Below are 21,529 nucleotides of genomic sequence, written 5' to 3'. Positions count from 1 at the left end.
AAACTTTGACTACAAGATGTTCGTTACGCTTCATGAATAAAGCCATTTGAAAAAAGCTATTGCCTTTACTCAAAATCGCTTGGGGCCTCATAACCGCCCTTGAACCCACGGCCTAGAAGGTACTGCTCGCGAGAGCGGTCACGGGAGGAAAGCGGCTTGCGCATCTGTACCTTGTCAAACATCTTGCGCACTTCCTTGTGGTACACATCGAAGCCTTCGCCCTGGAAGACCTTGATCAGAAAATCACCACCGGGGCGCAGTACCCGACCCGCCAGGTCGAGCGCCAACTCACAAAGGAACATGGCGCGTGGCATATCCACAGCGCTCAATCCACTCATATTGGGGGCCATATCGGAAATCACAAGGTCTACCTGCGTATTACCGATCGCCGCCAGAATCTCTTTGAAGACGCCGTCCTCCGTGAAGTCCCCTTGAATAAAGGTCACATCGGGGATGCTGTCCATCTCCAGAATGTCGGATGCGATCAGGCGACCTTTACCACCAATCAGACGACTGGTCACCTGCGACCAACCTCCCGGGGCTGCACCAAGGTCGACAACCGTCATGCCGGGACGAATGATTTTGTCTTTCTCCTGGATCTCCAGCAGCTTGTAGCTGGCACGGGAACGGTAGCCATCTTTCTGTGCCATTTTGACGTACTTGTCGTCGAAATGTTCTCTCAGCCAGTTATGGCTGCTCTTGGAACGCTGCGCCACGGGGCACCTCGATGATATGCGTCGTGATTAACTGGGCGGAGCCACGGGCCCTCGGGTAAAATGGCCGCCAATTTTACAGAATCAGACGAAAAGGGTCAGATTATGCCGCTCACTAACGAGCAGAAGAAACAGTACAAATCCATTGGACATGACCTGAAGCCGGTCCTGATGGTTGCCGGCAACGGTCTGAGCGAGGGCGTGCTGGCCGAGCTGGACCGCGCTTTGGTGGATCATGAACTGATCAAGGTTCAGATCAAGCTGGAAGACCGCGACGATCGTCGCGCCGTGATCGACGAACTGTGCAAACAAGGCCGCGCGGAACTGGTGCAGACCATCGGCAAGATGGCGCTGATCTACCGCAAGAATCCGCAGCCTAACAAACAACTGTCCAACATTCATCGCTACAAGTAACCGTGCCCTGGCCAGCGGCGCAACTCGCGCCCTGGCCGGGCCCGCAGAAATCAGCGCAGAACCTTCATAAACCTGCCTTCTGAATCCTGCGTTCCAGTGGAAGCCACCCGTCAGCATGGCATCCACTGACTCCGTCAGACGTGCTTGACCTCTACGATCTCGTACTCGATCACCCCGCCAGGCGTTTTCACGACGACCACATCACCCTCTTCCTTGGCGATCAACGCGCGAGCGATTGGTGAGCCGACGGAAATCTTGCCCAGCTTGATGTCGGCCTCATCCTCACCCACGATCTGGTAGACCACGCGTTCGTCGGTTTCGACGTTGGCGATCTCCACGGTCGTGCCGAAGATGACTTTGCCCGTATGAGGAATCGATGTGACGTCGATGACCTGTGCGTTCTGCAGGCGGCCTTCGATATCGCGGATACGCGCTTCGACCATACCTTGCTGCTCACGGGCGGCATGGTACTCGGCATTTTCCTTCAGGTCCCCCAACTCGCGAGCCGTGCCGATGTCCTGGCTGAGCTTTGGACGGACGACCTTGGTCAGGTGGGCGTGTTCATCTTCCAGGGCTTTGGCGCCCTGGACGGTCATTGGGTACTTGATCATGCTTTCAATCCTGCGTGTAGATCCTGCAAGCGCCGTACGGTTTTTTCAGGACCGAATTTCAGCGCTTCACAGATAGCCTCGCCTGCGGCAATGGTAGTGGTGCAGTAAATCTTGTGCTGCAGGGCGTTACGACGGATGGAGTAGGAATCGGCGATCGACTGCCGGCCTTCGGTGGTGTTGATGATCAGAGTGACTTCGTCGTTCTTGATCATGTCGACCACATGCGGGCGTCCCTCGGTCACCTTGTTCACGCGACGAACTTTCAGGCCCGCTGCCTCGATCAGGCGTGCAGTGCCCGCCGTTGCGACGACCTCGAAGCCCAAGTCGATCAGGTTACGCGCAACGCCAGCGACCAGCGGCTTGTCGTCATCGCGCACGCTGATGAACGCGGTACCACCGGTCGGCAGGACTTCGCTGGCGCCCATTTGCGCCTTGGCGAAGGCTTCGCCGAAGGTGTCGCCGACGCCCATGACTTCACCGGTGGATTTCATCTCCGGCCCGAGGATCGGGTCAACACCAGGGAATTTGGCGAATGGGAACACCGCCTCTTTCACGCTGTAGAAATTCGGGATGATTTCCTTGGTGAAGCCCAGCTCTTTCAGGCTTTTGCCAGCCATGACGCGGGCCGCGATCATTGCCAGGGAGACACCAATGCACTTGGAAACGAACGGCACGGTACGCGAGGCACGCGGGTTCACTTCGATGACGTAGATGTCTTCGCCTTGCAGCGCGAGCTGCACGTTCATCAGGCCGACGACACCCAGTTCCAGCGCCATCTTCTTGACCTGTTCACGCATCTCGTCCTGGATGCGGGCCGGCAGCGAGTAGGGCGGCAGCGAGCACGCGGAGTCACCGGAGTGAACGCCCGCCTGTTCGATGTGCTGCATGATCGCGCCGATTACCACATCGGTGCCGTCGCAGACCGCGTCTACGTCCATTTCGATGGCGCAGTTCAGGAAGTGATCCAGCAGCACCGGACTGTCGTTGGACACTTGAACCGCTTCACGCAGGTAGCGCTTGAGTTCTTCTTCCTCGTAGACGATTTCCATCGCGCGACCACCCAGTACGTAGGACGGACGAACGACCAGCGGATAACCGATCTTGGCGGCGGCACGAATCGCTTCGTCTTCGCTGCGCACAGTGGCGTTCGGCGGCTGACGCAGGTTCAGGCGCTCGACCATCTGCTGGAAGCGCTCACGGTCTTCGGCACGGTCGATGGCGTCAGGGCTGGTACCGATGATCGGCACGCCTGCAGCTTCCAGAGCGCGGGCCAGTTTCAGCGGGGTCTGGCCGCCATACTGGACGATCACGCCTTTCGGCTTCTCAACGCGGACGATTTCCAGCACATCTTCCAGGGTCACTGGCTCGAAGTACAGGCGATCGGACGTGTCGTAGTCGGTGGATACGGTTTCCGGGTTGCAGTTGACCATGATGGTCTCGTACCCGTCATCACGCAGCGCCAGCGCCGCGTGCACGCAGCAGTAGTCGAACTCGATACCCTGACCGATACGGTTGGGACCGCCGCCCAGGATCATGATCTTGTCGCGAGTGGAAGGGTTGGCTTCGCACTCTTCTTCGTACGTGGAGTACATGTACGCAGTGTCGGTGGCGAACTCGGCCGCGCAGGTATCGACACGCTTGTAGACCGGGTAGATGTCGAGCTTGTGGCGATGCGTGCGCAGATTCTTTTCGGTAACGCCCAACAGCTTGGCCAGACGCGCGTCGGAGAAGCCCTTGCGCTTGAGGCGCAACATCAGGTCGCGGTCGATGGCGGACAGGCCAAGGGTCTTGACCTTCTCTTCTTCCTTGATCAGATCTTCGATCTGCACGAGGAACCAAGGGTCGATCATATTCATGCCGAAGATCTGCTCGACGGTCATACCCGCGCGGAAAGCGTCAGCCACGTACCAGATGCGCTCTGCGCCCGGAACGGTCAGCTCGCGTTTGAGGACGCTCGCACTTTCAGGGTTGCTCAGATCCAGTTTCGGATCGAGACCGCTCACACCCACTTCCAGACCACGAAGGGCTTTTTGCAGGGATTCCTGAAAGGTGCGGCCGATGGCCATGACTTCGCCGACCGACTTCATCTGAGTGGTCAAGCGTGCGTCGGCCTTAGCGAATTTCTCGAAGGCAAAGCGTGGCAACTTGGTCACGACGTAGTCGATGGAAGGCTCGAACGACGCCGGGGTCTTGCCGCCGGTGATGTCGTTCTGCAGCTCATCCAGGGTGTAGCCCACTGCCAGCTTGGCAGCGACCTTGGCGATCGGGAAGCCAGTGGCCTTGGAGGCCAGTGCCGATGAACGGGATACGCGCGGGTTCATCTCGATCACGACCATGCGCCCGGTGTCCGGGCAGATGCCGAACTGCACATTGGAGCCGCCGGTTTCCACGCCGATCTCGCGCAGGACCGCCAGCGAGGCGTTACGCAGGATCTGGTATTCCTTGTCGGTCAGGGTCTGCGCCGGGGCCACGGTGATCGAGTCACCGGTGTGCACGCCCATTGGGTCGAAGTTTTCGATGGAGCAGACGATGATGCAGTTGTCCTTTTTGTCGCGGACAACTTCCATTTCATATTCTTTCCAGCCGATCAGGGATTCGTCGATCAGCAGCTCTTTGGTCGGTGACAAATCCAGACCACGGGCGCAGATTTCTTCAAATTCTTCACGGTTGTAGGCAATACCGCCACCGGTGCCGCCCATGGTGAAGGACGGACGGATGATGCATGGGAAGCCCAGCTTTTCGAGGACCGCATTGGCCTCTTCCATGCTGTGGGCGATGCCAGAGCGCGGGCATTCCAGGCCGATGGCCTTCATGGCCTTGTCGAAACGCGAGCGATCTTCGGCCTTGTCGATGGTGTCGGCGTTGGCGCCGATCATCTCTACGCCGAACTTCTCAAGAACGCCTTCACGCTCCAGGTCCAGTGCGCAGTTCAGCGCGGTCTGGCCACCCATAGTCGGCAGCAGTGCGTCCGGACGCTCTTTCTCGATGATCTTGGCGACGGTCGCCCACTTGATCGGCTCGATGTAGGTGGCGTCGGCCATCGCCGGGTCGGTCATGATGGTAGCCGGGTTGGAGTTCACCAAGATGACGCGGTAGCCCTCTTCGCGCAGAGCCTTGCAGGCCTGGGCGCCAGAGTAATCGAATTCGCAGGCCTGGCCGATCACGATCGGGCCAGCGCCAAGAATCAGGATGCTTTTAATGTCTGTACGTTTTGGCATGGGTTGTCACTCGAATCCTGTGTCAGTCGGCAAGCCGTCTTGAACATTCTCTGAGGTGCCTGGGCGGGCAGTCGGATCAAGTCCGGCCTGCCGCAGTCACCTGCTCGCTACAGTCGCAAGTCAGCCGCTCAGCGGCGCTTGGCCATGGCTGTGATGAAGCGATCAAACAGCGGGGCGACGTCTGTCGGACCCGGGCTCGCTTCAGGGTGCCCCTGGAAGCTGAACGCATCCTTGTCGGTACGCTCGATGCCTTGCAGGCTGCCGTCGAACAGCGACTTGTGAATAGCGCGAACATTGTTCGGCAGGGTCGCTTCGTCTACCGCGAAACCGTGGTTCTGGCTGGTGATCATGACTACGCCGGTATCCAGGTCTTGCACAGGGTGGTTTGCCCCGTGATGGCCCAGGTCCATTTTAATGGTCCGCGCGCCGGAAGCGAGCGCCAGCAGTTGGTGGCCCAGGCAGATGCCAAATACCGGGATGTCGGTTTCCAACACATCCTTGATCGCCTGGATGGCGTAGTCGCAAGGTTCTGGATCCCCCGGGCCGTTCGACAGGAAGACGCCGTCAGGATTGAGCGCGAGGACTTCTGCAGCTGGGGTTTGCGCAGGTACAACCGTCACGCGGCAGCCACGCTCGACCAGCATGCGCAGGATGTTCAGTTTGACGCCGTAGTCGTAGGCGACCACGTGATATTTCAGATCCGCTGCAGCGATTTCAGGACTGCTGTCAGTCTTCAAACCCCAGACACTGGAGCGCCATTCGTAACTCTTTTTGGTGCTGACTTCTTTCGCCAGGTCCATGCCTTTGAGGCCCGGGAAGCCACGCGCGGCGGCTATGGCTGCTTCTTCGGAAATGTCGTCGCCGGCCATGATGCAGCCGTTCTGCGCCCCTTTCTCACGCAGGATGCGGGTCAGGCGGCGAGTGTCGATACCCGCGATCGCGACGGTGTTGTTCGCCTTCAGATAGTCACCCAGGGACAACTTGTTACGCCAGTTGCTCGCTACCAGTGGCAGGTCACGAATCACCAGACCCGCCGACCACACGCGATCCGACTCGGCGTCTTCCGGCGTGGTGCCGGTATTGCCGATGTGAGGATAAGTCAGAGTGACGATTTGCTGGGCATAGGAAGGATCGGTAAGGATTTCCTGATAGCCGGTCATTGCGGTGTTGAACACCACCTCACCAACGGTCTGACCGTCGGCTCCAATGGCTTCGCCGCGAAAAATGCTGCCATCAGCAAGGGCGAGTATGGCTGGCTTAGTCAAGAAGACCTCCCGTAATAAAGCCTGAAAGGGCGATCGCAGGTTGTAAAAAAGCGGAATGACGTATAGACACGTCACCCCGCTTCATTAATCGAATTATCTGCGCGCTTTTAGTGGACACACTAAAGCTGTAGCTTACAGAAAAAGGCTTTTTTAATCCACCGCTAAAACGCCTTTAAGGCTGGAGAATGCGACAGGACATCGCGTGGCGGTGTGAAACCGCGGGCAGGATACAGGTAAAACACCCATCCCGCCCGCGTTGTTGCGCGGATCCTGCAGCAGCTTAGCGCAGATCGAGCACGTCCTGCATGGCGTACAGACCCGCCTCCTTGCCATCGAGCCACAGCGCGGCACGCACTGCCCCCTTGGCGAAGGTCATGCGGCTGGACGCCTTATGGGTGATCTCCAGACGCTCGCCCTCTGCAGCAAACAGAACCGTGTGATCACCGACCACGTCACCGCCACGTACGGTGGCGAAGCCGATGGTGTCGCGCGCACGAACCCCGGTGTGGCCCTCACGTCCGTAGACCGCGACCTTGCTCAGATCGCGCCCCAGCGTTTTAGCGATCACCTCGCCCATGCTGACGGCCGTACCCGAAGGCGCATCGACCTTGTTACGGTGGTGCGCTTCGATGATCTCGATATCCGCATCTTCACCCATCACCCGCGCGGCCAGCTCCAGAAGCTTGAACGACAGGTTCACGCCAATACTGAAGTTGGACGCAAAGACGATCGGAATCTCCTTGCTTGCCTCTGTCAGCAGATGCTTCTGCTCGGCGCTCAGGCCGGTGGTGCCGATGACCATGGCCTTGCCTGCCTTGCGGCAGAACGCCAGGTTTTTCAGCATCACGTCAGGCAAGGTGAAATCGATCAGGACATCGAACTCGTCCGCGACCTGTTCCAGGTTGCCCGTCAGTTGCACACCAATTCTGCCCAGCGAAGCCAGCTCGCCGGCGTCAGCACCAATCATGGTGCTACCCGGACGAACGATCGCCGCCGTCAGCCCGGTCAGCGGCGCGCGCTCCTGAACGGCTTCGACCAGATGCCTGCCCATGCGCCCGGCAGCACCCATCACAGCAATACGTCGCATGCCCTGCTCCTTACAGATCGCCGAAGAAACGCTTCACGCCTTCGAACCAACCACTGGCTTTTGGCGAGTGCGAGCTGTCGCCTTCAAGCGAAGCACGGAACTCTTCGAGCAATTCACGCTGACGACGACCGAGATTGACCGGCGTTTCCACCGCTACACGGCACATCAGGTCGCCCGCGCCACCGCCACGCACCGGCGCAACGCCCTTGCCGCGCAGACGGAACTGCTTGCCGGTCTGAGTGCCTTCCGGGATTTTCAGTTTGACGCGGCCGTCCAGGGTCGGCACCTCAAGCTCGCCACCCAATGCAGCGTCGGTAAAGCTGATCGGTACTTCGCAGTACAGGTGCTTGCCGTCGCGCTGGAAGATCGCGTGCTCGCGCACGTTGATCACGACGTACAGATCGCCCGTTGGCCCACCCTGCACACCCGCCTCGCCTTCGCCGGACAAGCGAATGCGATCGCCGGTATCGACCCCCGCCGGCACCTTGACCGACAAGGTCTTGTATTCCTCGACACGACCTTCGCCATGGCAGGAATCGCAAGGATCGGAAATGATCTTGCCGTTGCCGTGGCAACGCGGACAGGTCTGCTGTACGGAGAAGAAACCCTGCTGCATGCGCACCTGGCCAATGCCGCCACAGGTCGGGCACGTGATAGGCGAGGAGCCTTTCTTGGCACCGCTGCCATCACATGGCTTGCAGTTGACGAGCGTCGGCACGCGAATGCTGACGGTAGTGCCGCGAACAGCTTCTTCCAGATTCAGTTCCAGGGTGTAACGCAGATCGCTGCCACGCTGGGCGCCGCCACGACCACCGCCACCTGCGCGACCGCCACCGAAGAAATCACTGAAGACATCACCGAAGATGTCAGAGAAGTTCGCGCCGCCGTAGCCCGGGCCACCACCGCCCATGCCCTGATCGACACCGGCATGACCATACTGGTCGTACGCCGCGCGCTTGCTGGCATCGGAAAGCACTTCATACGCTTCGTTGGCTTCCTTGAACGCATCTTCCGAGGCTTTGTCGCCCGGGTTGCGGTCAGGGTGAAATTTCATTGCGAGGCGACGGTATGCCTTTTTCAGATCCGCCTCGCTGGAGCCACGCTCCACCCCCAATACTTCGTAATAGTCACGCTTTGACATAAGTTTCTGCACTCTTGAGGACGCCCGGCAAAACCCTCCTGAGTTTGCCGAACTCGTTGAGCCCCTTTCAGGCCCGGACCCAACTCACGTCAATTCAACGATCCTGGTCTTGGTTCAACGGCCTGCGATCGACCGAAATGCGGCAGAACAAGCCGGACTGCAGGAGCGTCCAGCTTTGCCACAAAGCCCGCGACGAAGCGCCGCGAACCTGAAAAATTCCTGTATTCCAGACACGCCAACGCGGGAGCAAGCTCCCGCGCGGCGACATCCTACCAGCGACCACCCGAAAGCGGTCGACCGGCGATCAAGTGAGCCTGCGCCTACTTAATGATCCGTTACTTATGGTCTTTCACTTCTTCGAACTCAGCGTCGACGACGTCATCGGCTGGCTTGCTCTCTTCCTGAGCGGCCTGCGCGCCACCTTCAGGCTTTTCAGCCTGCTCGGCGTACATTTTCTGAGCCACTGGAGCGGAGACCTTCGAAAGTTCTTCGACTTTGGCATCAATTTCAGCCTTGTCGCCGCCCTTCACTGCCGCTTCCAGAGCCACCACGGCAGCTTCGATAGCGGTCTTCTCCTCGGCCGTCACCTTATCGCCCGCGTCAGCGACCAGCTTGCGAGTCGAGTGGACCAGCGCGTCGCCCTGGTTGCGAGCGGAGGCCAACTCCTCGAACTTGCGGTCTTCTTCCGAGTTCGCTTCAGCATCACGGATCATCTGCTGGATTTCTTCATCCGACAGACCCGAGTTGGCCTTGATCACGATCGACTGGGTCTTGCCGGTGGCCTTGTCTTTCGCGCCGACGTGCAGGATACCGTTGGCGTCGATGTCGAAGGTCACTTCGATTTGAGGCACGCCGCGTGGAGCAGGTGGAATCTCCGCCAGGTCGAACTTGCCCAGCGACTTGTTCTGAGTGGCTTGCTTGCGCTCACCCTGCAGCACATGAATGGTCACGGCGCTCTGGTTGTCGTCGGCAGTCGAGAAGACTTGCGATTTCTTGGTAGGAATCGTGGTGTTTTTCTCGATCAGCGCAGTCATCACGCCACCCATGGTTTCGATACCCAGGGTCAGCGGGCTGACGTCCAGCAACAGAACGTCTTTCACGTCACCAGCCAATACCGCGCCTTGAATCGCAGCGCCCATGGCGACCGCTTCGTCAGGGTTGACGTCTTTGCGGGCTTCTTTGCCAAAGAACTCGGTGACCGCTTTCTGAACCAGCGGCATACGAGTCTGACCACCGACCAGGATCACGTCGTTGATCGAACCGACGTCGATACCCGAATCCTTCAACGCGATGCGGCAAGGCTCGATGGTGCGTTGAACCAGGTCTTCAACCAGCGATTCCAGCTTGGCGCGGGAGATCTTTACGTTCAAGTGCTTGGGACCGGTTGCGTCTGCGGTGATGTACGGCAGGTTCACGTCGGTTTGCTGGCTCGAAGACAGCTCGATCTTGGCTTTCTCGGCAGCCTCTTTCAGGCGCTGCATCGCCAGCGGATCACCTTTGAGGTTCATGCCGCTTTCTTTCTTGAATTCGTCGACGAGGTAATCGATCAGACGAATGTCAAAGTCCTCACCGCCCAGGAAAGTATCGCCATTGGTGGCCAAGACTTCGAACTGGTGCTCACCGTCTACTTCAGCGATTTCGATGACCGAAACGTCGAAGGTACCGCCACCCAGGTCATAAACGATGACAGTGTGGTCACCTTTGGCTTTGTCCATACCGTAAGCCAGTGCGGCTGCGGTCGGCTCGTTGATGATGCGTTTTACGTCCAGGCCTGCGATACGGCCGGCATCTTTGGTGGCCTGACGCTGGCTGTCGTTGAAGTAGGCCGGCACGGTGATAACCGCTTCGGTCACGGACTCGCCGAGATAATCTTCAGCGGTCTTCTTCATTTTCTTCAGGATTTCCGCGGAAATCTGAGGAGGCGACATCTTCTTGTCGTTGACCGAAACCCATGCGTCGCCGTTGTCAGCCTTGGCGATGGTGTAAGGCACCATCTTGATGTCTTTCTGCACGACTTCTTCGTCGAACTTGCGACCGATCAGACGCTTCACCGCGTACAGGGTGTTATGCGGGTTGGTGACCGCCTGACGCTTGGCGGACTGACCGACCAGGGTCTCGCCGTCGTTGGCGTAAGCGATGATCGAAGGAGTGGTACGCGCGCCTTCGGCGTTCTCAATCACCTTCGCAACACCGTTTTCCAGAACCGAAACGCAGGAGTTGGTGGTCCCCAGGTCGATGCCGATAATCTTGCCCATGTCTTGACTCTCCCGAAACTTAAATTAGGTTGCCGCAACTGCGTTTACAAATTGCGGTAATTCTTTAAACGCATGGCCTGTAAATGGGGGCCACTCAGCTGATTTCAAGCCTGCTCGTCAATTGACGGTGCGACAGGCGACGGCGCCTTGCTGACCACGACCATGGCCGGGCGCAGCAGGCGACCATTGAGCTGATATCCCTTCTGGAACACTTTCAGCACGCTGTTCGGCTCGACGTCAGCGCTTTCCTGCATCGCCATTGCCTGATGGTGCTCGGCATTGAATGGCTGGCCATGCGGATCGATGGCTTCCAACTGATAGCGCTTGAGCGTGTCGCTGAACATTTTCAGAGTCAGCTCGATACCTTCACGCATCGGACGGATGCTCTCGTCATCCGGGTTGGACAGGTCCAGGCCACGCTCCAGGCTGTCGACGATTGGCAGCAGGTCACCAGCGAACTTCTCCAATGCGAATTTGTGAGCCTTTTCCATGTCTTGCTCTGCACGGCGGCGGACGTTCTGCAGATCCGCAGCCACACGCAGAGACTGATCCTTGGCGGCAGCCAGTTGCTCTTCCAGCACTTGCACGCGAGTTGCCAAATCTTCTCCGGAGTTCGCCGCATCTGCAGCTTGATCCTGAGCCTGCGTATCCGGGTTCTGTTCGTCAGCCATAGTTCTCTCCTTCCAATTACGTCCGTGAGCTCAACTCACGCTTCTGCCCGGCTATATGGGGCCGTAATTTCCCGCTTCAAGGGGTTTGGTTGCATGAGAACGCGAATAACCCTACAAATTTTCCGACATGGGTCGAATCGTAATTGAAGCTGTCCATCGCCGGGATCGGTGCTGAAAATTGTTTGCCGCCTGTCAAATCGAGGCAGGTCAGGGCATTGTCAGCCGAAAGCAAAAGACTGTATAAATAACCAGACAAATCGCTTGGGAGCCGCCCTTATGCTGGTGCACCTGTCCATACACAACTACGCCATCGTTGAACATCTGGATCTCGAACTGGATCGCGGCATGAGCGTCATCACCGGGGAAACCGGTGCCGGCAAGTCGATCATGCTCGACGCTCTGGGCCTGACGCTGGGCGATCGTGCCGACAGCGGCGTTGTGAGACCGGGCGCCGACAAGGCCGATATCCTGGCCACGTTCGACGTTGCCGACATTCCTGAAGCCCGCGCCTGGCTCGCCGAGCGCGATCTGGAAACCGACGGCCCGTGCATCCTGCGTCGGGTCATCACGGCTGAAGGCCGCTCCCGCGCCTATATAAACGGCACGCCCTGCCCCCAAGGCGATCTGAAAGCCCTGGGCGAGCTGCTGATCGACATCCACAGCCAGCACGAACATCAGTCGCTGCTCAAGACCGACACCCATCGCCGACTGCTGGATGAATACGCCGGCGCCACCGATCTCGCGCGCCAGGTTCATCTGGCGGCTCAACGCTGGCGTCAGACGCGTTACGAGTTGGAGCGGCTCTCTAATTCCGGCGACGAACAGCGCGCCAAACACCAGCTGCTCAGTTATCAGCTCGAGGAGCTCGAAGGCCTGAGCCTGGGCGAAAACGAGCTGGAACAGCTGGAGCAGGAACACACTACCCTGACCAACGCCGAAAGCCTGCTGGGCATTTGCCGACAGGTAGTCGAGCTGTGCAGCGAGAGCGATTCAGGCAATGCGCTGAATGCGCTGACAGCGAGCCTCAATCGCCTGACCAGCGTCAACAATTCGCCGGACGCACTGAATGAGGCGACCAATCTGCTCTCCAGCGCGCAGATTCAGGTCGAGGAAGCGGTCGGTGAGATCAATCGTTTTCTGGATCGGTTCGAGGCTGATCCGGCACGCCTGCAACAGATCGAAGAACGCCTGGACACCATTTACACGCTGGCGCGCAAACACCGGGTGCAGCCGACCGAAGTTCCAGCATTGCATCAAAAGCTGCTGGACGAAATTGAAACGCTGAATGCCAACGACGAAGCCATCGAACGTCTGGAGCATGAGTTGGGCTCTTACGCTCGCCACTATCAGGAAAAGGCCCGCGAACTGAGCGACCTGCGTCAGCGTGCAGCACCGCAACTGGCGCATGCGGTGGAGCATGAAATCCAGCGACTGGGCATGCCGGGCGGGCGCTTCAATATCGAGCTGCGGGAAAACGTCGACAAGGAGCTGTCACCCAACGGCCTGGAGCAGGTGGAACTGCTGGTCAGCGCCAACCCCGGTCAGCCGCTCAAGGCATTGGCGAAGGTGGCGTCAGGGGGTGAGCTGTCGCGGATCAGTCTGGCCATTCAGGTCATCACCGCGCAGACGTCTCGCATTCCTACGCTGGTGTTCGACGAAGTGGACGTTGGCATCGGTGGCCCGACTGCAGAGATTGTCGGGCAGTTGCTGCGCCGACTGGGCGAACGCGGTCAGGTCATGACCGTCACCCACCTGCCGCAGGTTGCTGCACAAGGTCATCAGCATCTGTTCGTGCACAAGGTTCGCGAGGAAGAAGCCACGCGTACCGCGGTTTCCAAACTCAGCAAGAGCGAACGCGTGGAAGAAGTGGCGCGAATGCTGGGCGGGATCGATCTGACCAAGGAATCGCTGGCCCACGCGAAGAAGATGGTGGTGGCTACGAAATCCTGACGGCGCGTTTCACTCGCGATCATTCGGCAGATACGCTGAGACAACAAAGGCGACCCTGAGGTCGCCTTTGTTTTGTACCGGAAAAAAACTTACGCTTTTTTCTTGCGTACGTAGAGCACCAGATTGTGATCCACCAGCTCGAAGCCGTGCTTGACCACAATGGCTTTCTGCAGCTTCTCGATTTCTTCGTCGAAGAACTCGATCACCTCGCCGGACTCCACGTTGACCATATGGTCGTGGTGGCCTCCGTCGGCCAATTCGAACACGGCGTGACCGCCGTCGAAGTTGTGGCGAACCACCAACCCGGCTGCTTCGAACTGAGTCAAAACACGGTAAACCGTCGCCAGACCGACGTCTTCGTTGGCCTCCATAAGCGCCTTGTAGACGTCCTCCGCGCTCATGTGGCGCTGCTCTGCAGAATCGAGCATTTGAAGGATTTTGACCCGCGGCAGGGTCACTTTAAGTCCAGCTTTGCGTAGTTCGCTATTTTCAACCATGGTCAGCTTTCTCGCAGACGCTGCTTCGCAGCTTCTCTTAATGCAGGTATGATCGGGGTTTACGTTGTCCCAGCCAAGATAGTGGAAGTCGCCCACCGATGCAAAACACCAAGCTCTTGCTAACCAGTTTCACCTTCGTGGGACTGCTCGCACTCGCCGGTTGTTCATTCCCCGGGGTTTATAAAATCGACATCCAACAGGGCAATGTCGTCACGCAGGACATGATAGACCAGTTGCGCCCGGGAATGACCCGACGGCAAGTACGGTTTATCATGGGCAACCCCTTGTTGACCGACACCTTCCATCCTGATCGCTGGGACTACCTGTACAGCCTGCAGCCAGGTGGCGGTGAGCGCCAACAGGAACGTATCAGCCTGATCTTCAATGGTAACGATCAACTGGCCAGCCTTTCCGGTGACTTCAAGCCAGGTGTAAGCCGCGACGAGGCGATCCTCGGAAAAGGCAGCGACACCAACGTCACCCCCGAAAACAAAGGCGATCAGCCTCAGAAGGAAGAGCCGCCGAAGCCTGGCTCCCTGCTCGAGCAGATCCAGAACGACGTCGACAAGGTCGAAACCGTTCCCGTCCCGACTCAGGAACCGCTGGATACCGATCCACGCTGATCCTCTTCGCCGCACTCAAATCGGCAGCACAAAAAAGCCCGGCGATACCGGGCTTTTTTACGTCCGCCAAATCGAAGCGATGCAAAATTTAAATCGGTTTGGACTGCTTTTTCGCCAATGCCGCTTTCTGCGCACGCAATCGGCGCACCTCTTTTGGATCAGCCAGCAACGGGCGGTAAATTTCTACCCGGTCACCTTCCCCCAATTGACGCGTCTCAGGAGACGCTACGACCTTGCCGAATATTCCGACAGGGCACCGAGCCAGGTCCAACCCAAAGCGTCGAGCGAGGCCAGACGTCTCCATAGCCTCAAGCACCGTGCTACCCACAGGCACTTCCAGCGCGATCAGCTCCTGGCGTTCAGCAGTGGCATAGACCACTTCAACGCGAATCGTCGACTCAACCATGGAGCTCTTTGGCACGCTGACAGAAAGCATCCACCAGGGTATTGGCCGCCTGATTGAACAATGGGCCGAGTGTGGCTCGCACGATGGAGCCAGAGTAATCGAAGGACAGATCGAGGCTGATCTTACAGGCCTTCTCATTCAGCGCCTTGAAGGTCCAGACGCCATGCAACTGGCTGAACGGCCCTTCTTCAAGGTTCATCTCGATGGTCTGCCCCGGCGTCAGCGTGTTGCGCGTCACGAAATGCTGACTCAGCCCCCCTTTTGCCACTTCGACCCGAGCGCGCATGGAGGTATCGCTGTGTTCGAGCACCGTGGCGCCGGAGCACCAGGGCAGGAATTCCGAATAGCGAGCTACATCGTTGACCAGGTCGTACAGGGCCTTTGCGGGATAGGGCAACAGGGCCGAGCGTTGAATATGCGTAGTCATGTCAGCGTTATTTCCAAAGCTGAGCGGCAAAGACAATCAGAATGCCGATCGGCGCCACATAGCGCATCAAAAAGAACGTCAAGGCGAACAGGACCGGGCCGCGTACCGACAACTCGTCGCGCACCGCCTCACGCCCCATCACCCAACCTGCGAAAATCACGAAGCACAAACCACCCAGCGGCAGCATGATCCTCGACGTGAAGAAATCGATCACGCCAAAGAAGTCCAGGCCTGCCGTCGCACCCCACTGGTAGAGGTGAAACGCGCCGCCTTCGTTCACGAAAAATTTGGCCTGCTTCCAGATGTTGAACGAAAACACCGTGCCCAGACCTACGAACCAGCAGATAAACGATAGCCAGAATGTCACCCAGCCGCGGCGTACTTTGGTGCGTTCAACCAGATACGCCACCATCGGTTCCAACAGCGAAATAGCCGAACTCCACGCAGCCACGGCAACGAGGATAAAAAACACCACACCCATCACGGTGCCGAACGCTACGTTACCAAACGCGTAAGGCAAGGTGACGAACATCAGGCCCGGCCCTTCGCTCGGGTTCAGGCCTGCTGCGAAAACAATTGGAAACAAAGCGAGGCCAGCCAGCAGCGAAACGAAAGTATCCAGTAGCGCTACCCCGACCACGGTCGCACTGATCGAGGCTTCCTTGGTCATGTACGCGCCGTAAATCATGATCGACCCCACGCCGACACTCAGCGAGAAGAACGCATGCCCCATCGCCGGGAGCAGGCCTTCCATGATTTGCTCGGGCTTGAAGTCGAACATGAAATGCACGCCTTCCATGAAGTGCCCGGTGGTCAGGCTGTAGCCCAGTAGAATCACCATTAACACGAACAGCAGCGGCATCAGGATACGCAAACTGCGCTCCAGCCCCGCATTCACGCCCTTGGCGATGGTGATCGCCGACAGCAGCATGAACACCGTATGCCAGGCCACCAGACGCCAGGGGTCAGCGATCATCGCATCGAAAAACGCGCCGACCCCGTCAGGCGTCACTGCCTGAAAATCGCCCTTGCCGACATCGATGATGTATTCCAGCGACCAGCCGCCGACCACGCTATAAAAAGAAAGAATCAACAGTGCAGTGATCATCCCGGCGAATGCGCCCCAGGACCATTTGCCCGAATGACCGGCTTCCCGCGCCAGCACCTTCAAGGCGTTGGCCGGACTTTGCCGGGCGCGCCGACCGATCAGTGTCTCGGCCATCATCACCGGAATGCCGATCAGCGCGATGCACGTCAGAAACACCAGCACGAATGCGCCGCCGCCATAGACGCCGACCATGTAGGGAAATTTCCATATACTGCCCAACCCCACCGCGGAGCCAGTGGCGGCCAGAATGAACACCCAGCGACTCGCCCAGCTACCGTGGACTGAAACCTTGTCCGTCGACATCGTTGACACGTCCAACACCAAAAAAGATCGCGCATTGTCCGGGATTCACTCCACGTGCTCAAGCGCACAGCTTCACGCTATCGGAGCCCATAGCCGAGAGGCCCGTTGATCCCTATAATGCGTCGCCTATGGCCAAGCTCAAGAAACATCCCACAGGGACCATCGCGCAGAATAAGAAGGCGCGACACGATTACTTCATCGAACACAAGTTCGAGGCCGGTCTGGTCCTGGCCGGTTGGGAAGTAAAAAGCCTGCGTGCCAACAAGGTGCAGCTGGTGGACAGTTACGTGCTGCTCAAGGACGGTGAGGCCTGGCTGATGGGCAGCCATATCTCGCCGTTGACGACAGCCAGTACCCATGTCATCGCTGACCCGACACGCACCCGTAAACTGTTGCTCAACAAGCGCGAGCTGGACAAGCTCATCACCTCTGTTTCGCAGAAAGGCTATGCCGCCGTCGCCCTCTCCCTTTACTGGAAACAGCACTTGATCAAGTGCGAAATCGCTCTGGGCAAGGGTAAGAAGGAATACGACAAGCGCCACACCGAGCGCGAACGCGATTCCGATCGCGAGCTGCAACGCGCCGTGCGGACCAAGGGCAAGGAAGACTGACTCTTCAGGCGCCTTATCTGTAGGAGTGCGCTTGCCCGCGATGACGTTGCGTCAGAGACATCTATAGCGTCTGACGCAACGTCATCGCGGGCAAGCGCGCTCCCACAGTGCTTGCATAGCCTCTAAATCCCGTTACGCCGCTCAGCCCTGGCAGTGCGCTGCACCTGCTGACGCACCTCTTCCAGCACTTCCTGCACGTACAGCAGATGACGGCTCGATACCTCGCGAGCATCGTCCGCACGGCCTTCGATGATCGCCTGGTACAACTCACGATGTTGATTGATCAGCATGTCGCGAGTCTCTGCGCGCTGCTTGTACATTCCACCGATGTTGGTCACGACGTTGCGCTTGAGCAGATCGAACAGGCCTCTGATGGTGTGCAACAAGACGGCGTTATGACTGGCTTCGGCAATGGCCAGATGGAAGTTCGCATCGGCCGCGCCCTCTTCCGCGCGGCTCACTTCATCGACCCGGCTGTAGCGATCCTGCAAGGCATCGAACGCTTCGCGCAGGCGGGTGCGATCGACATCTGTCGCGCGAATCGCGGCGTAATAGGCGCAGGACGCTTCGAGGGTATGGCGAAACTCCAGCAGGTCGCGTTGGGCCTCGGAGCTGCTCTCCAGGAGATGCAGCAGCGGGTCGCTGAATGTCGACCCCAGGTTCTCGACCACGTAATTGCCCCCGCCCTGACGACTGACCAGCAGCCCTTTGGCAGTGAGTTTCTGAATGGCTTCGCGCAACGAGGGGCGAGATACACCGAACTGCTCGGCCAGCGCGCGCTCGGCCGGCAAACGCCCGCCTGCCCTGAGCGTGCCCTCAAGGATCATTCGTTCGAGCTGTTCGACGATATCATCAGACAAGCGGCGCTGACGCACCTGATCAAAGCCCATACCCCTCACTCCACATCCCAGTGCCCCTCGTCTGACATAACAGCGGGGGCGCATATTCTCGCTGATAGCGCTCAGACATTCACCCGGCAGATGTAGGACAAATTGCCAACTCAGCAAATAAGCGGGCCATGTACTACAAAAGTTTTAGCGTCATAAATTGACACACCATGGCCAAGGCTTTTAACTTAGCGCCAAGACATTGTAAATTGGTATTACCAATTTTTCGATGCCGGCGATTAGTGGTCATCCTCCACGAACGCCGCAAGTCATTCACGACGGTGAAAGGCTTGAGCTGGTGAGCTGTGCGATTCGTTCGTCAGCGCCGGTAAGACGACAGACAAACAGTTGTCGCTTGCAGGAGCCGCGCACGTAAGACATGGACACCGGGCCTAACCAAAAACAACTAGGGGCCTCCTACATGCAAACCTGGCAACAGCTCTACACACCACTCGGCAGCCTGGGCCTTTCGGCGTTGGTTGCAGTCGTTCCCATCGTGTTCTTCTTTTTGGCCCTGGCGGTGTTTCGGCTCAAGGGACATGTCGCGGGCACCATCACCCTGGTGCTTGCTGTCCTGGTCGCGATCTTCGCATTCCAGATGCCCGCCGATATGGCAATCGCCGCGGCGGTCTATGGCTTCCTCTATGGCCTCTGGCCCATCGCGTGGATCATCGTAGCGGCCGTATTCCTCTACAAACTCACAGTCAAAAGCGGCCAGTTCGAGATCATTCGAAGCTCGATCATGTCGATCACTGACGACCAACGCCTGCAGGTCCTGCTCATCGGTTTCTGCTTCGGTGCCTTCCTCGAGGGTGCGGCAGGTTTCGGCGCGCCAGTGGCCATCACCGCCGCCTTGCTCGTAGGCCTGGGTCTGAACCCGCTGTACGCAGCCGGGCTGTGCCTGATCGCCAACACCGCGCCGGTCGCATTCGGCGCCCTGGGAATTCCGGTCATCGTGGCTGGGCAGGTTTCCGGAATCGATGCGTTCAAGATCGGCGCCATGGCAGGCCGCCAGTTGCCGCTGCTGTCGATGTTCGTGCCGTTCTGGCTAATGTTCATGATGGACGGCGTCAAAGGCGTGAAAGAAACCTGGCCCGCCGCGCTGGTTGCAGGCGGCAGCTTCGCCATCGTGCAATTTCTGACCTCCAACTTCATCGGCCCGGAACTGCCAGACATCACCTCGGCGCTGGTCAGTCTCGTTTGCCTGACCTTTTTCCTGAAAGTCTGGCAACCGGCGCGCGCGGCCGACGTGCAAGTGGCCAGCGCAGGCGGCAGCGCGGTGTTGATGGGGGGTGGGCCTGGGGGCTTCGGTCAACCACGCACCACTACGAAATCGCCGCACTCGGTCGGCACCATCTTCAAAGCCTGGTCCCCGTTCCTGATTCTCACAGTGGTGGTGACGATCTGGACCCTGAAGCCGTTCAAGGCCCTGTTCGCCGCCGGAGGTGCGCTGCAGGCGCTGACCATGAGTTTCTCGGTGCCGCACCTGGACAACCTGGTGATGAAGGTTGCGCCGATCGTGGCCAATCCCACCGCAATGCCGGCCGTTTACAAGTTGGACCTGCTCGCTGCGACGGGTAGCGCGATTCTGGTTTCGGCAATTTTGGCAATGATCGTGTTGCGCATAGGCGTTAAAACCGGTCTGACCACGTTCAAAGAGACGCTGACCGAGTTGCGTTGGGCCATCGCGTCCATCGGTATGGTGCTGGCTTTTGCCTTCGTCATGAACTACTCGGGCATGTCCACGACGCTGGCGCTGGTATTGGCGGCCACCGGTTCGGCATTCCCGTTCTTCTCGCCGTTCCTCGGTTGGTTGGGCGTGTTCCTGACCGGGTCTGACACCTCGTCCAATGCGCTGTTCGGCTCGCTGCAAGCCACGACCGCGCATCAAGTGGGCGTCAGTGACGTGTTGATGGTGGCCGCCAATTCAAGCGGCGGCGTGACCGGCAAGATGATTTCGCCACAGTCGATCGCCGTCGCCTGTGCGGCCTCCGGCCTTGTTGGTAAAGAGTCGGACCTGTTCCGCTTCACCCTCAAGCACAGCATCTTTTTCGCCGCCATCGTCGGCTGTATCACGTACGTCCAGGCGTACTGGCTGACCGGCATGCTTGTTCATTAACGAGACGAGCGCCGGGCGTGCTGATAGGCGCCCGGTCGCTGCCCCCGCTCACTCAATGTTGCGAGACCCCATGATCATTTCCGCCTCCACCGACTATCGCGCAGCCGCGCAGCACAAGCTTCCGCCCTTTCTGTTCCACTACGCCGACGGTGGCGCCTACGCCGAACACACCCTGCGCCACAACGTTTCGGACCTGGCCAGCATTGCCCTGCGTCAGCGCGTGCTGAAGAACATGTCCGAACTGAGCCTGCAAACCTCGCTGTTCAATGAAACGTTGAGCATGCCGGTGGTACTGGCCCCGGTCGGCCTGTGCGGCATGTATGCCCGTCGCGGCGAAGTGCAGGCTGCGCGCGCGGCAGCGGCCAAAGGCATTCCATTTACCCTGTCCACAGTGTCGGTGTGCCCGATAGAAGAAGTCGCCCCGGCCATCGACCGCCCGATGTGGTTCCAGCTTTACGTGCTTAAGGACCGCGGCTTCATGCGCAACGCCCTCGAGCGCGCCAAGGCCGCAGGAGTCAAGACGTTGGTGTTCACCGTCGACATGCCGGTACCCGGTGCCCGCTATCGGGATCTTCACTCCGGCATGAGCGGCAAGAACGGCCCGATTCGCCGCGTCCTGCAAGCCATGACCCATCCGCAGTGGGCTTGGGACGTAGGCGTCAATGGTCGCCCCCACGATCTGGGCAACGTCTCGGCCTATCGTGGCAACCCCACTGGTCTGACCGACTACATTGCCTGGCTTGGCAACAATTTCGACCCGTCGATTTCCTGGAAAGACCTGGAGTGGATCCGCGAATTCTGGGACGGCCCGATGCTGATCAAAGGCATTCTCGACCCCGAAGACGCCCGCGACGCCGTGACCTTCGGCGCTGACGGGATCATCGTTTCCAACCACGGCGGTCGTCAGCTCGATGGTGTGCTGTCCAGCGCCCGTGCTCTGCCAGCCATCGCAGATGCGGTGAAGGGCGAGCTCAAGATCCTCGCCGATTCGGGCATTCGCAGCGGGCTGGACGTGGTGCGCATGATCGCCCTGGGCGCCGACGCCGTGCTGATTGGCCGCGCTTTCATTTACGCCCTCGCGACTCATGGCGAAGCGGGCGTGAAAAATCTGCTCGACTTGTTCGAGAAGGAAATGCGCGTGGCGATGGTGTTGACCGGCGCCAAGTCCGTCAACGAAATCACCCGCGATTTGCTGGTCCGTGAACAGCTGGCCTGAGCGACCG

At 58.9% G+C, this 21,529-nt stretch carries 19 protein-coding genes; 6 read left to right on the top strand and 13 right to left on the bottom strand.

Features of this window, described 5'->3' with window-relative positions:
* Positions 1–65: 65 nt before the first annotated feature.
* Positions 66–716 (bottom strand): 23S rRNA (uridine(2552)-2'-O)-methyltransferase RlmE, encoded by a 651-nt coding sequence (gene rlmE / locus CE491_RS27275; RefSeq protein ID WP_110951416.1) that lies wholly within the window; start codon positions 714–716, stop codon positions 66–68.
* Between the two features lie 102 nt (positions 717–818).
* On the opposite strand from rlmE, the gene yhbY reads away from it, so the two are divergent.
* Entirely contained in the window at positions 819–1,127 is a 309-nt protein-coding gene (gene yhbY / locus CE491_RS27270) for a ribosome assembly RNA-binding protein YhbY (RefSeq protein WP_110951486.1), read from the top strand.
* A 134-nt stretch (positions 1,128–1,261) separates the two neighbouring features.
* Here the strand turns inward: yhbY and greA are convergent, their stop codons facing one another.
* The 7 genes from greA to grpE all read right to left on the bottom strand — a co-directional run bounded on the left by greA (position 1,262) and on the right by grpE (position 11,375).
* Complete coding sequence (gene greA / locus CE491_RS27265; protein ID WP_110951415.1) at positions 1,262–1,738, bottom strand: transcription elongation factor GreA; 477 nt, start codon at positions 1,736–1,738, stop codon at positions 1,262–1,264.
* Positions 1,735–4,956 carry a carbamoyl-phosphate synthase large subunit gene (gene carB / locus CE491_RS27260; RefSeq protein WP_110951414.1) on the bottom strand — a complete coding sequence of 1,074 codons (3,222 nt, stop codon included), beginning with the start codon at positions 4,954–4,956 and terminating at the stop codon, positions 1,735–1,737. The genes greA and carB overlap by 4 nt, the downstream gene beginning before the upstream one ends.
* 128 nt (positions 4,957–5,084) lie before the next feature.
* The gene (gene carA, locus CE491_RS27255; RefSeq protein WP_110951413.1) at positions 5,085–6,221 is read right to left on the bottom strand and encodes a glutamine-hydrolyzing carbamoyl-phosphate synthase small subunit; all 1,137 of its coding nucleotides are present in this window, start codon (positions 6,219–6,221) and stop codon (positions 5,085–5,087) included.
* 280 nt (positions 6,222–6,501) lie between these two features.
* Complete coding sequence (gene dapB, locus CE491_RS27250) at positions 6,502–7,308, bottom strand: 4-hydroxy-tetrahydrodipicolinate reductase (protein WP_110951412.1); 807 nt, start codon at positions 7,306–7,308, stop codon at positions 6,502–6,504.
* Between the two features lie 10 nt (positions 7,309–7,318).
* Entirely contained in the window at positions 7,319–8,449 is a 1,131-nt protein-coding gene (dnaJ, locus tag CE491_RS27245; RefSeq protein WP_110951411.1) for a molecular chaperone DnaJ, read from the bottom strand.
* A gap of 335 nt (positions 8,450–8,784) precedes the next feature.
* Positions 8,785–10,704 carry a molecular chaperone DnaK gene (dnaK, locus tag CE491_RS27240; RefSeq protein ID WP_110951410.1) on the bottom strand — a complete coding sequence of 640 codons (1,920 nt, stop codon included), beginning with the start codon at positions 10,702–10,704 and terminating at the stop codon, positions 8,785–8,787.
* 104 nt (positions 10,705–10,808) lie between these two features.
* On the bottom strand, positions 10,809–11,375 hold the full coding sequence (gene grpE, locus CE491_RS27235; RefSeq protein ID WP_110951409.1) for a nucleotide exchange factor GrpE: 567 nt from the start codon (positions 11,373–11,375) through the stop codon (positions 10,809–10,811).
* 276 nt (positions 11,376–11,651) lie between these two features.
* Here grpE and recN point away from each other — a divergent pair, with 276 nt between their 5' ends.
* Positions 11,652–13,325, top strand: a complete 1,674-nt coding sequence (gene recN / locus CE491_RS27230) for a DNA repair protein RecN (protein ID WP_110951408.1) — start codon at positions 11,652–11,654, stop codon at positions 13,323–13,325.
* Between the two features lie 89 nt (positions 13,326–13,414).
* Here recN and fur read toward each other — a convergent pair whose 3' ends face one another.
* Entirely contained in the window at positions 13,415–13,822 is a 408-nt protein-coding gene (gene fur / locus CE491_RS27225; RefSeq protein WP_110951407.1) for a ferric iron uptake transcriptional regulator, read from the bottom strand.
* Positions 13,823–13,920: 98 nt separating this feature from the next.
* Here fur and CE491_RS27220 point away from each other — a divergent pair, with 98 nt between their 5' ends.
* Complete coding sequence (locus CE491_RS27220) at positions 13,921–14,445, top strand: outer membrane protein assembly factor BamE (protein WP_110951406.1); 525 nt, start codon at positions 13,921–13,923, stop codon at positions 14,443–14,445.
* An 88-nt stretch (positions 14,446–14,533) separates the two neighbouring features.
* Here the strand turns inward: CE491_RS27220 and CE491_RS27215 are convergent, their stop codons facing one another.
* Genes CE491_RS27215 through CE491_RS27205 form a run of 3 tightly spaced genes read right to left on the bottom strand, consistent with a single transcriptional unit; the run spans position 14,534 to position 16,689 of the window.
* Entirely contained in the window at positions 14,534–14,851 is a 318-nt protein-coding gene (locus CE491_RS27215; RefSeq protein ID WP_110951405.1) for an RnfH family protein, read from the bottom strand.
* Positions 14,844–15,278, bottom strand: coding sequence for a type II toxin-antitoxin system RatA family toxin (locus tag CE491_RS27210; RefSeq protein WP_110951404.1), 435 nt, complete (start codon positions 15,276–15,278; stop codon positions 14,844–14,846). Before CE491_RS27210 ends, CE491_RS27215 begins: the two co-directional genes overlap by 8 nt.
* A gap of 7 nt (positions 15,279–15,285) precedes the next feature.
* Positions 15,286–16,689, bottom strand: coding sequence for a sodium-dependent transporter (locus CE491_RS27205; protein WP_110951403.1), 1,404 nt, complete (start codon positions 16,687–16,689; stop codon positions 15,286–15,288).
* 128 nt (positions 16,690–16,817) lie between these two features.
* Between CE491_RS27205 and smpB the strand changes: the two genes are divergently transcribed.
* The gene (gene smpB / locus CE491_RS27200; RefSeq protein WP_110951402.1) at positions 16,818–17,300 is read left to right on the top strand and encodes an SsrA-binding protein SmpB; all 483 of its coding nucleotides are present in this window, start codon (positions 16,818–16,820) and stop codon (positions 17,298–17,300) included.
* 122 nt (positions 17,301–17,422) lie between these two features.
* On the opposite strand, the gene CE491_RS27195 is transcribed toward smpB, so the two are convergent.
* Positions 17,423–18,190, bottom strand: a complete 768-nt coding sequence (locus tag CE491_RS27195) for a GntR family transcriptional regulator (protein ID WP_110951401.1) — start codon at positions 18,188–18,190, stop codon at positions 17,423–17,425.
* Between the two features lie 418 nt (positions 18,191–18,608).
* Here CE491_RS27195 and CE491_RS27190 point away from each other — a divergent pair, with 418 nt between their 5' ends.
* Both CE491_RS27190 and lldD read left to right on the top strand, forming a co-directional pair.
* Positions 18,609–20,306 carry a lactate permease LctP family transporter gene (locus CE491_RS27190; RefSeq protein ID WP_110951485.1) on the top strand — a complete coding sequence of 566 codons (1,698 nt, stop codon included), beginning with the start codon at positions 18,609–18,611 and terminating at the stop codon, positions 20,304–20,306.
* Between the two features lie 70 nt (positions 20,307–20,376).
* Complete coding sequence (gene lldD / locus CE491_RS27185) at positions 20,377–21,522, top strand: FMN-dependent L-lactate dehydrogenase LldD (protein ID WP_110951400.1); 1,146 nt, start codon at positions 20,377–20,379, stop codon at positions 21,520–21,522.
* Positions 21,523–21,529 lie beyond the last annotated feature (7 nt).

The sequence above is a fragment of the Pseudomonas bohemica genome (assembly GCF_002934685.1).
GTDB lineage: Bacteria > Pseudomonadota > Gammaproteobacteria > Pseudomonadales > Pseudomonadaceae > Aquipseudomonas > Aquipseudomonas bohemica.
Note: the sequence above shows the minus strand (reverse complement) of the source record. Positions and strands in the feature narration are given on the sequence as shown.

Coding starts and splice junctions, on each gene's coding strand:
- dnaK (WP_110951410.1), bottom strand. CDS start 10,704: ATGGGCAAGATTATCGGCATCGACCTGGGGACCACCAACTCCTGCGTT.
- recN (WP_110951408.1), top strand. CDS start 11,652: ATGCTGGTGCACCTGTCCATACACAACTACGCCATCGTTGAACATCTG.
- dapB (WP_110951412.1), bottom strand. CDS start 7,308: ATGCGACGTATTGCTGTGATGGGTGCTGCCGGGCGCATGGGCAGGCAT.
- CE491_RS27190 (WP_110951485.1), top strand. CDS start 18,609: ATGCAAACCTGGCAACAGCTCTACACACCACTCGGCAGCCTGGGCCTT.
- CE491_RS27195 (WP_110951401.1), bottom strand. CDS start 18,190: ATGGGCTTTGATCAGGTGCGTCAGCGCCGCTTGTCTGATGATATCGTC.
- greA (WP_110951415.1), bottom strand. CDS start 1,738: ATGATCAAGTACCCAATGACCGTCCAGGGCGCCAAAGCCCTGGAAGAT.
- CE491_RS27220 (WP_110951406.1), top strand. CDS start 13,921: ATGCAAAACACCAAGCTCTTGCTAACCAGTTTCACCTTCGTGGGACTG.
- CE491_RS27205 (WP_110951403.1), bottom strand. CDS start 16,689: ATGTCGACGGACAAGGTTTCAGTCCACGGTAGCTGGGCGAGTCGCTGG.
- dnaJ (WP_110951411.1), bottom strand. CDS start 8,449: ATGTCAAAGCGTGACTATTACGAAGTATTGGGGGTGGAGCGTGGCTCC.
- CE491_RS27215 (WP_110951405.1), bottom strand. CDS start 14,851: ATGGTTGAGTCGACGATTCGCGTTGAAGTGGTCTATGCCACTGCTGAA.
- carB (WP_110951414.1), bottom strand. CDS start 4,956: ATGCCAAAACGTACAGACATTAAAAGCATCCTGATTCTTGGCGCTGGC.
- yhbY (WP_110951486.1), top strand. CDS start 819: ATGCCGCTCACTAACGAGCAGAAGAAACAGTACAAATCCATTGGACAT.
- fur (WP_110951407.1), bottom strand. CDS start 13,822: ATGGTTGAAAATAGCGAACTACGCAAAGCTGGACTTAAAGTGACCCTG.
- smpB (WP_110951402.1), top strand. CDS start 16,818: ATGGCCAAGCTCAAGAAACATCCCACAGGGACCATCGCGCAGAATAAG.
- grpE (WP_110951409.1), bottom strand. CDS start 11,375: ATGGCTGACGAACAGAACCCGGATACGCAGGCTCAGGATCAAGCTGCA.
- lldD (WP_110951400.1), top strand. CDS start 20,377: ATGATCATTTCCGCCTCCACCGACTATCGCGCAGCCGCGCAGCACAAG.
- CE491_RS27210 (WP_110951404.1), bottom strand. CDS start 15,278: ATGACTACGCATATTCAACGCTCGGCCCTGTTGCCCTATCCCGCAAAG.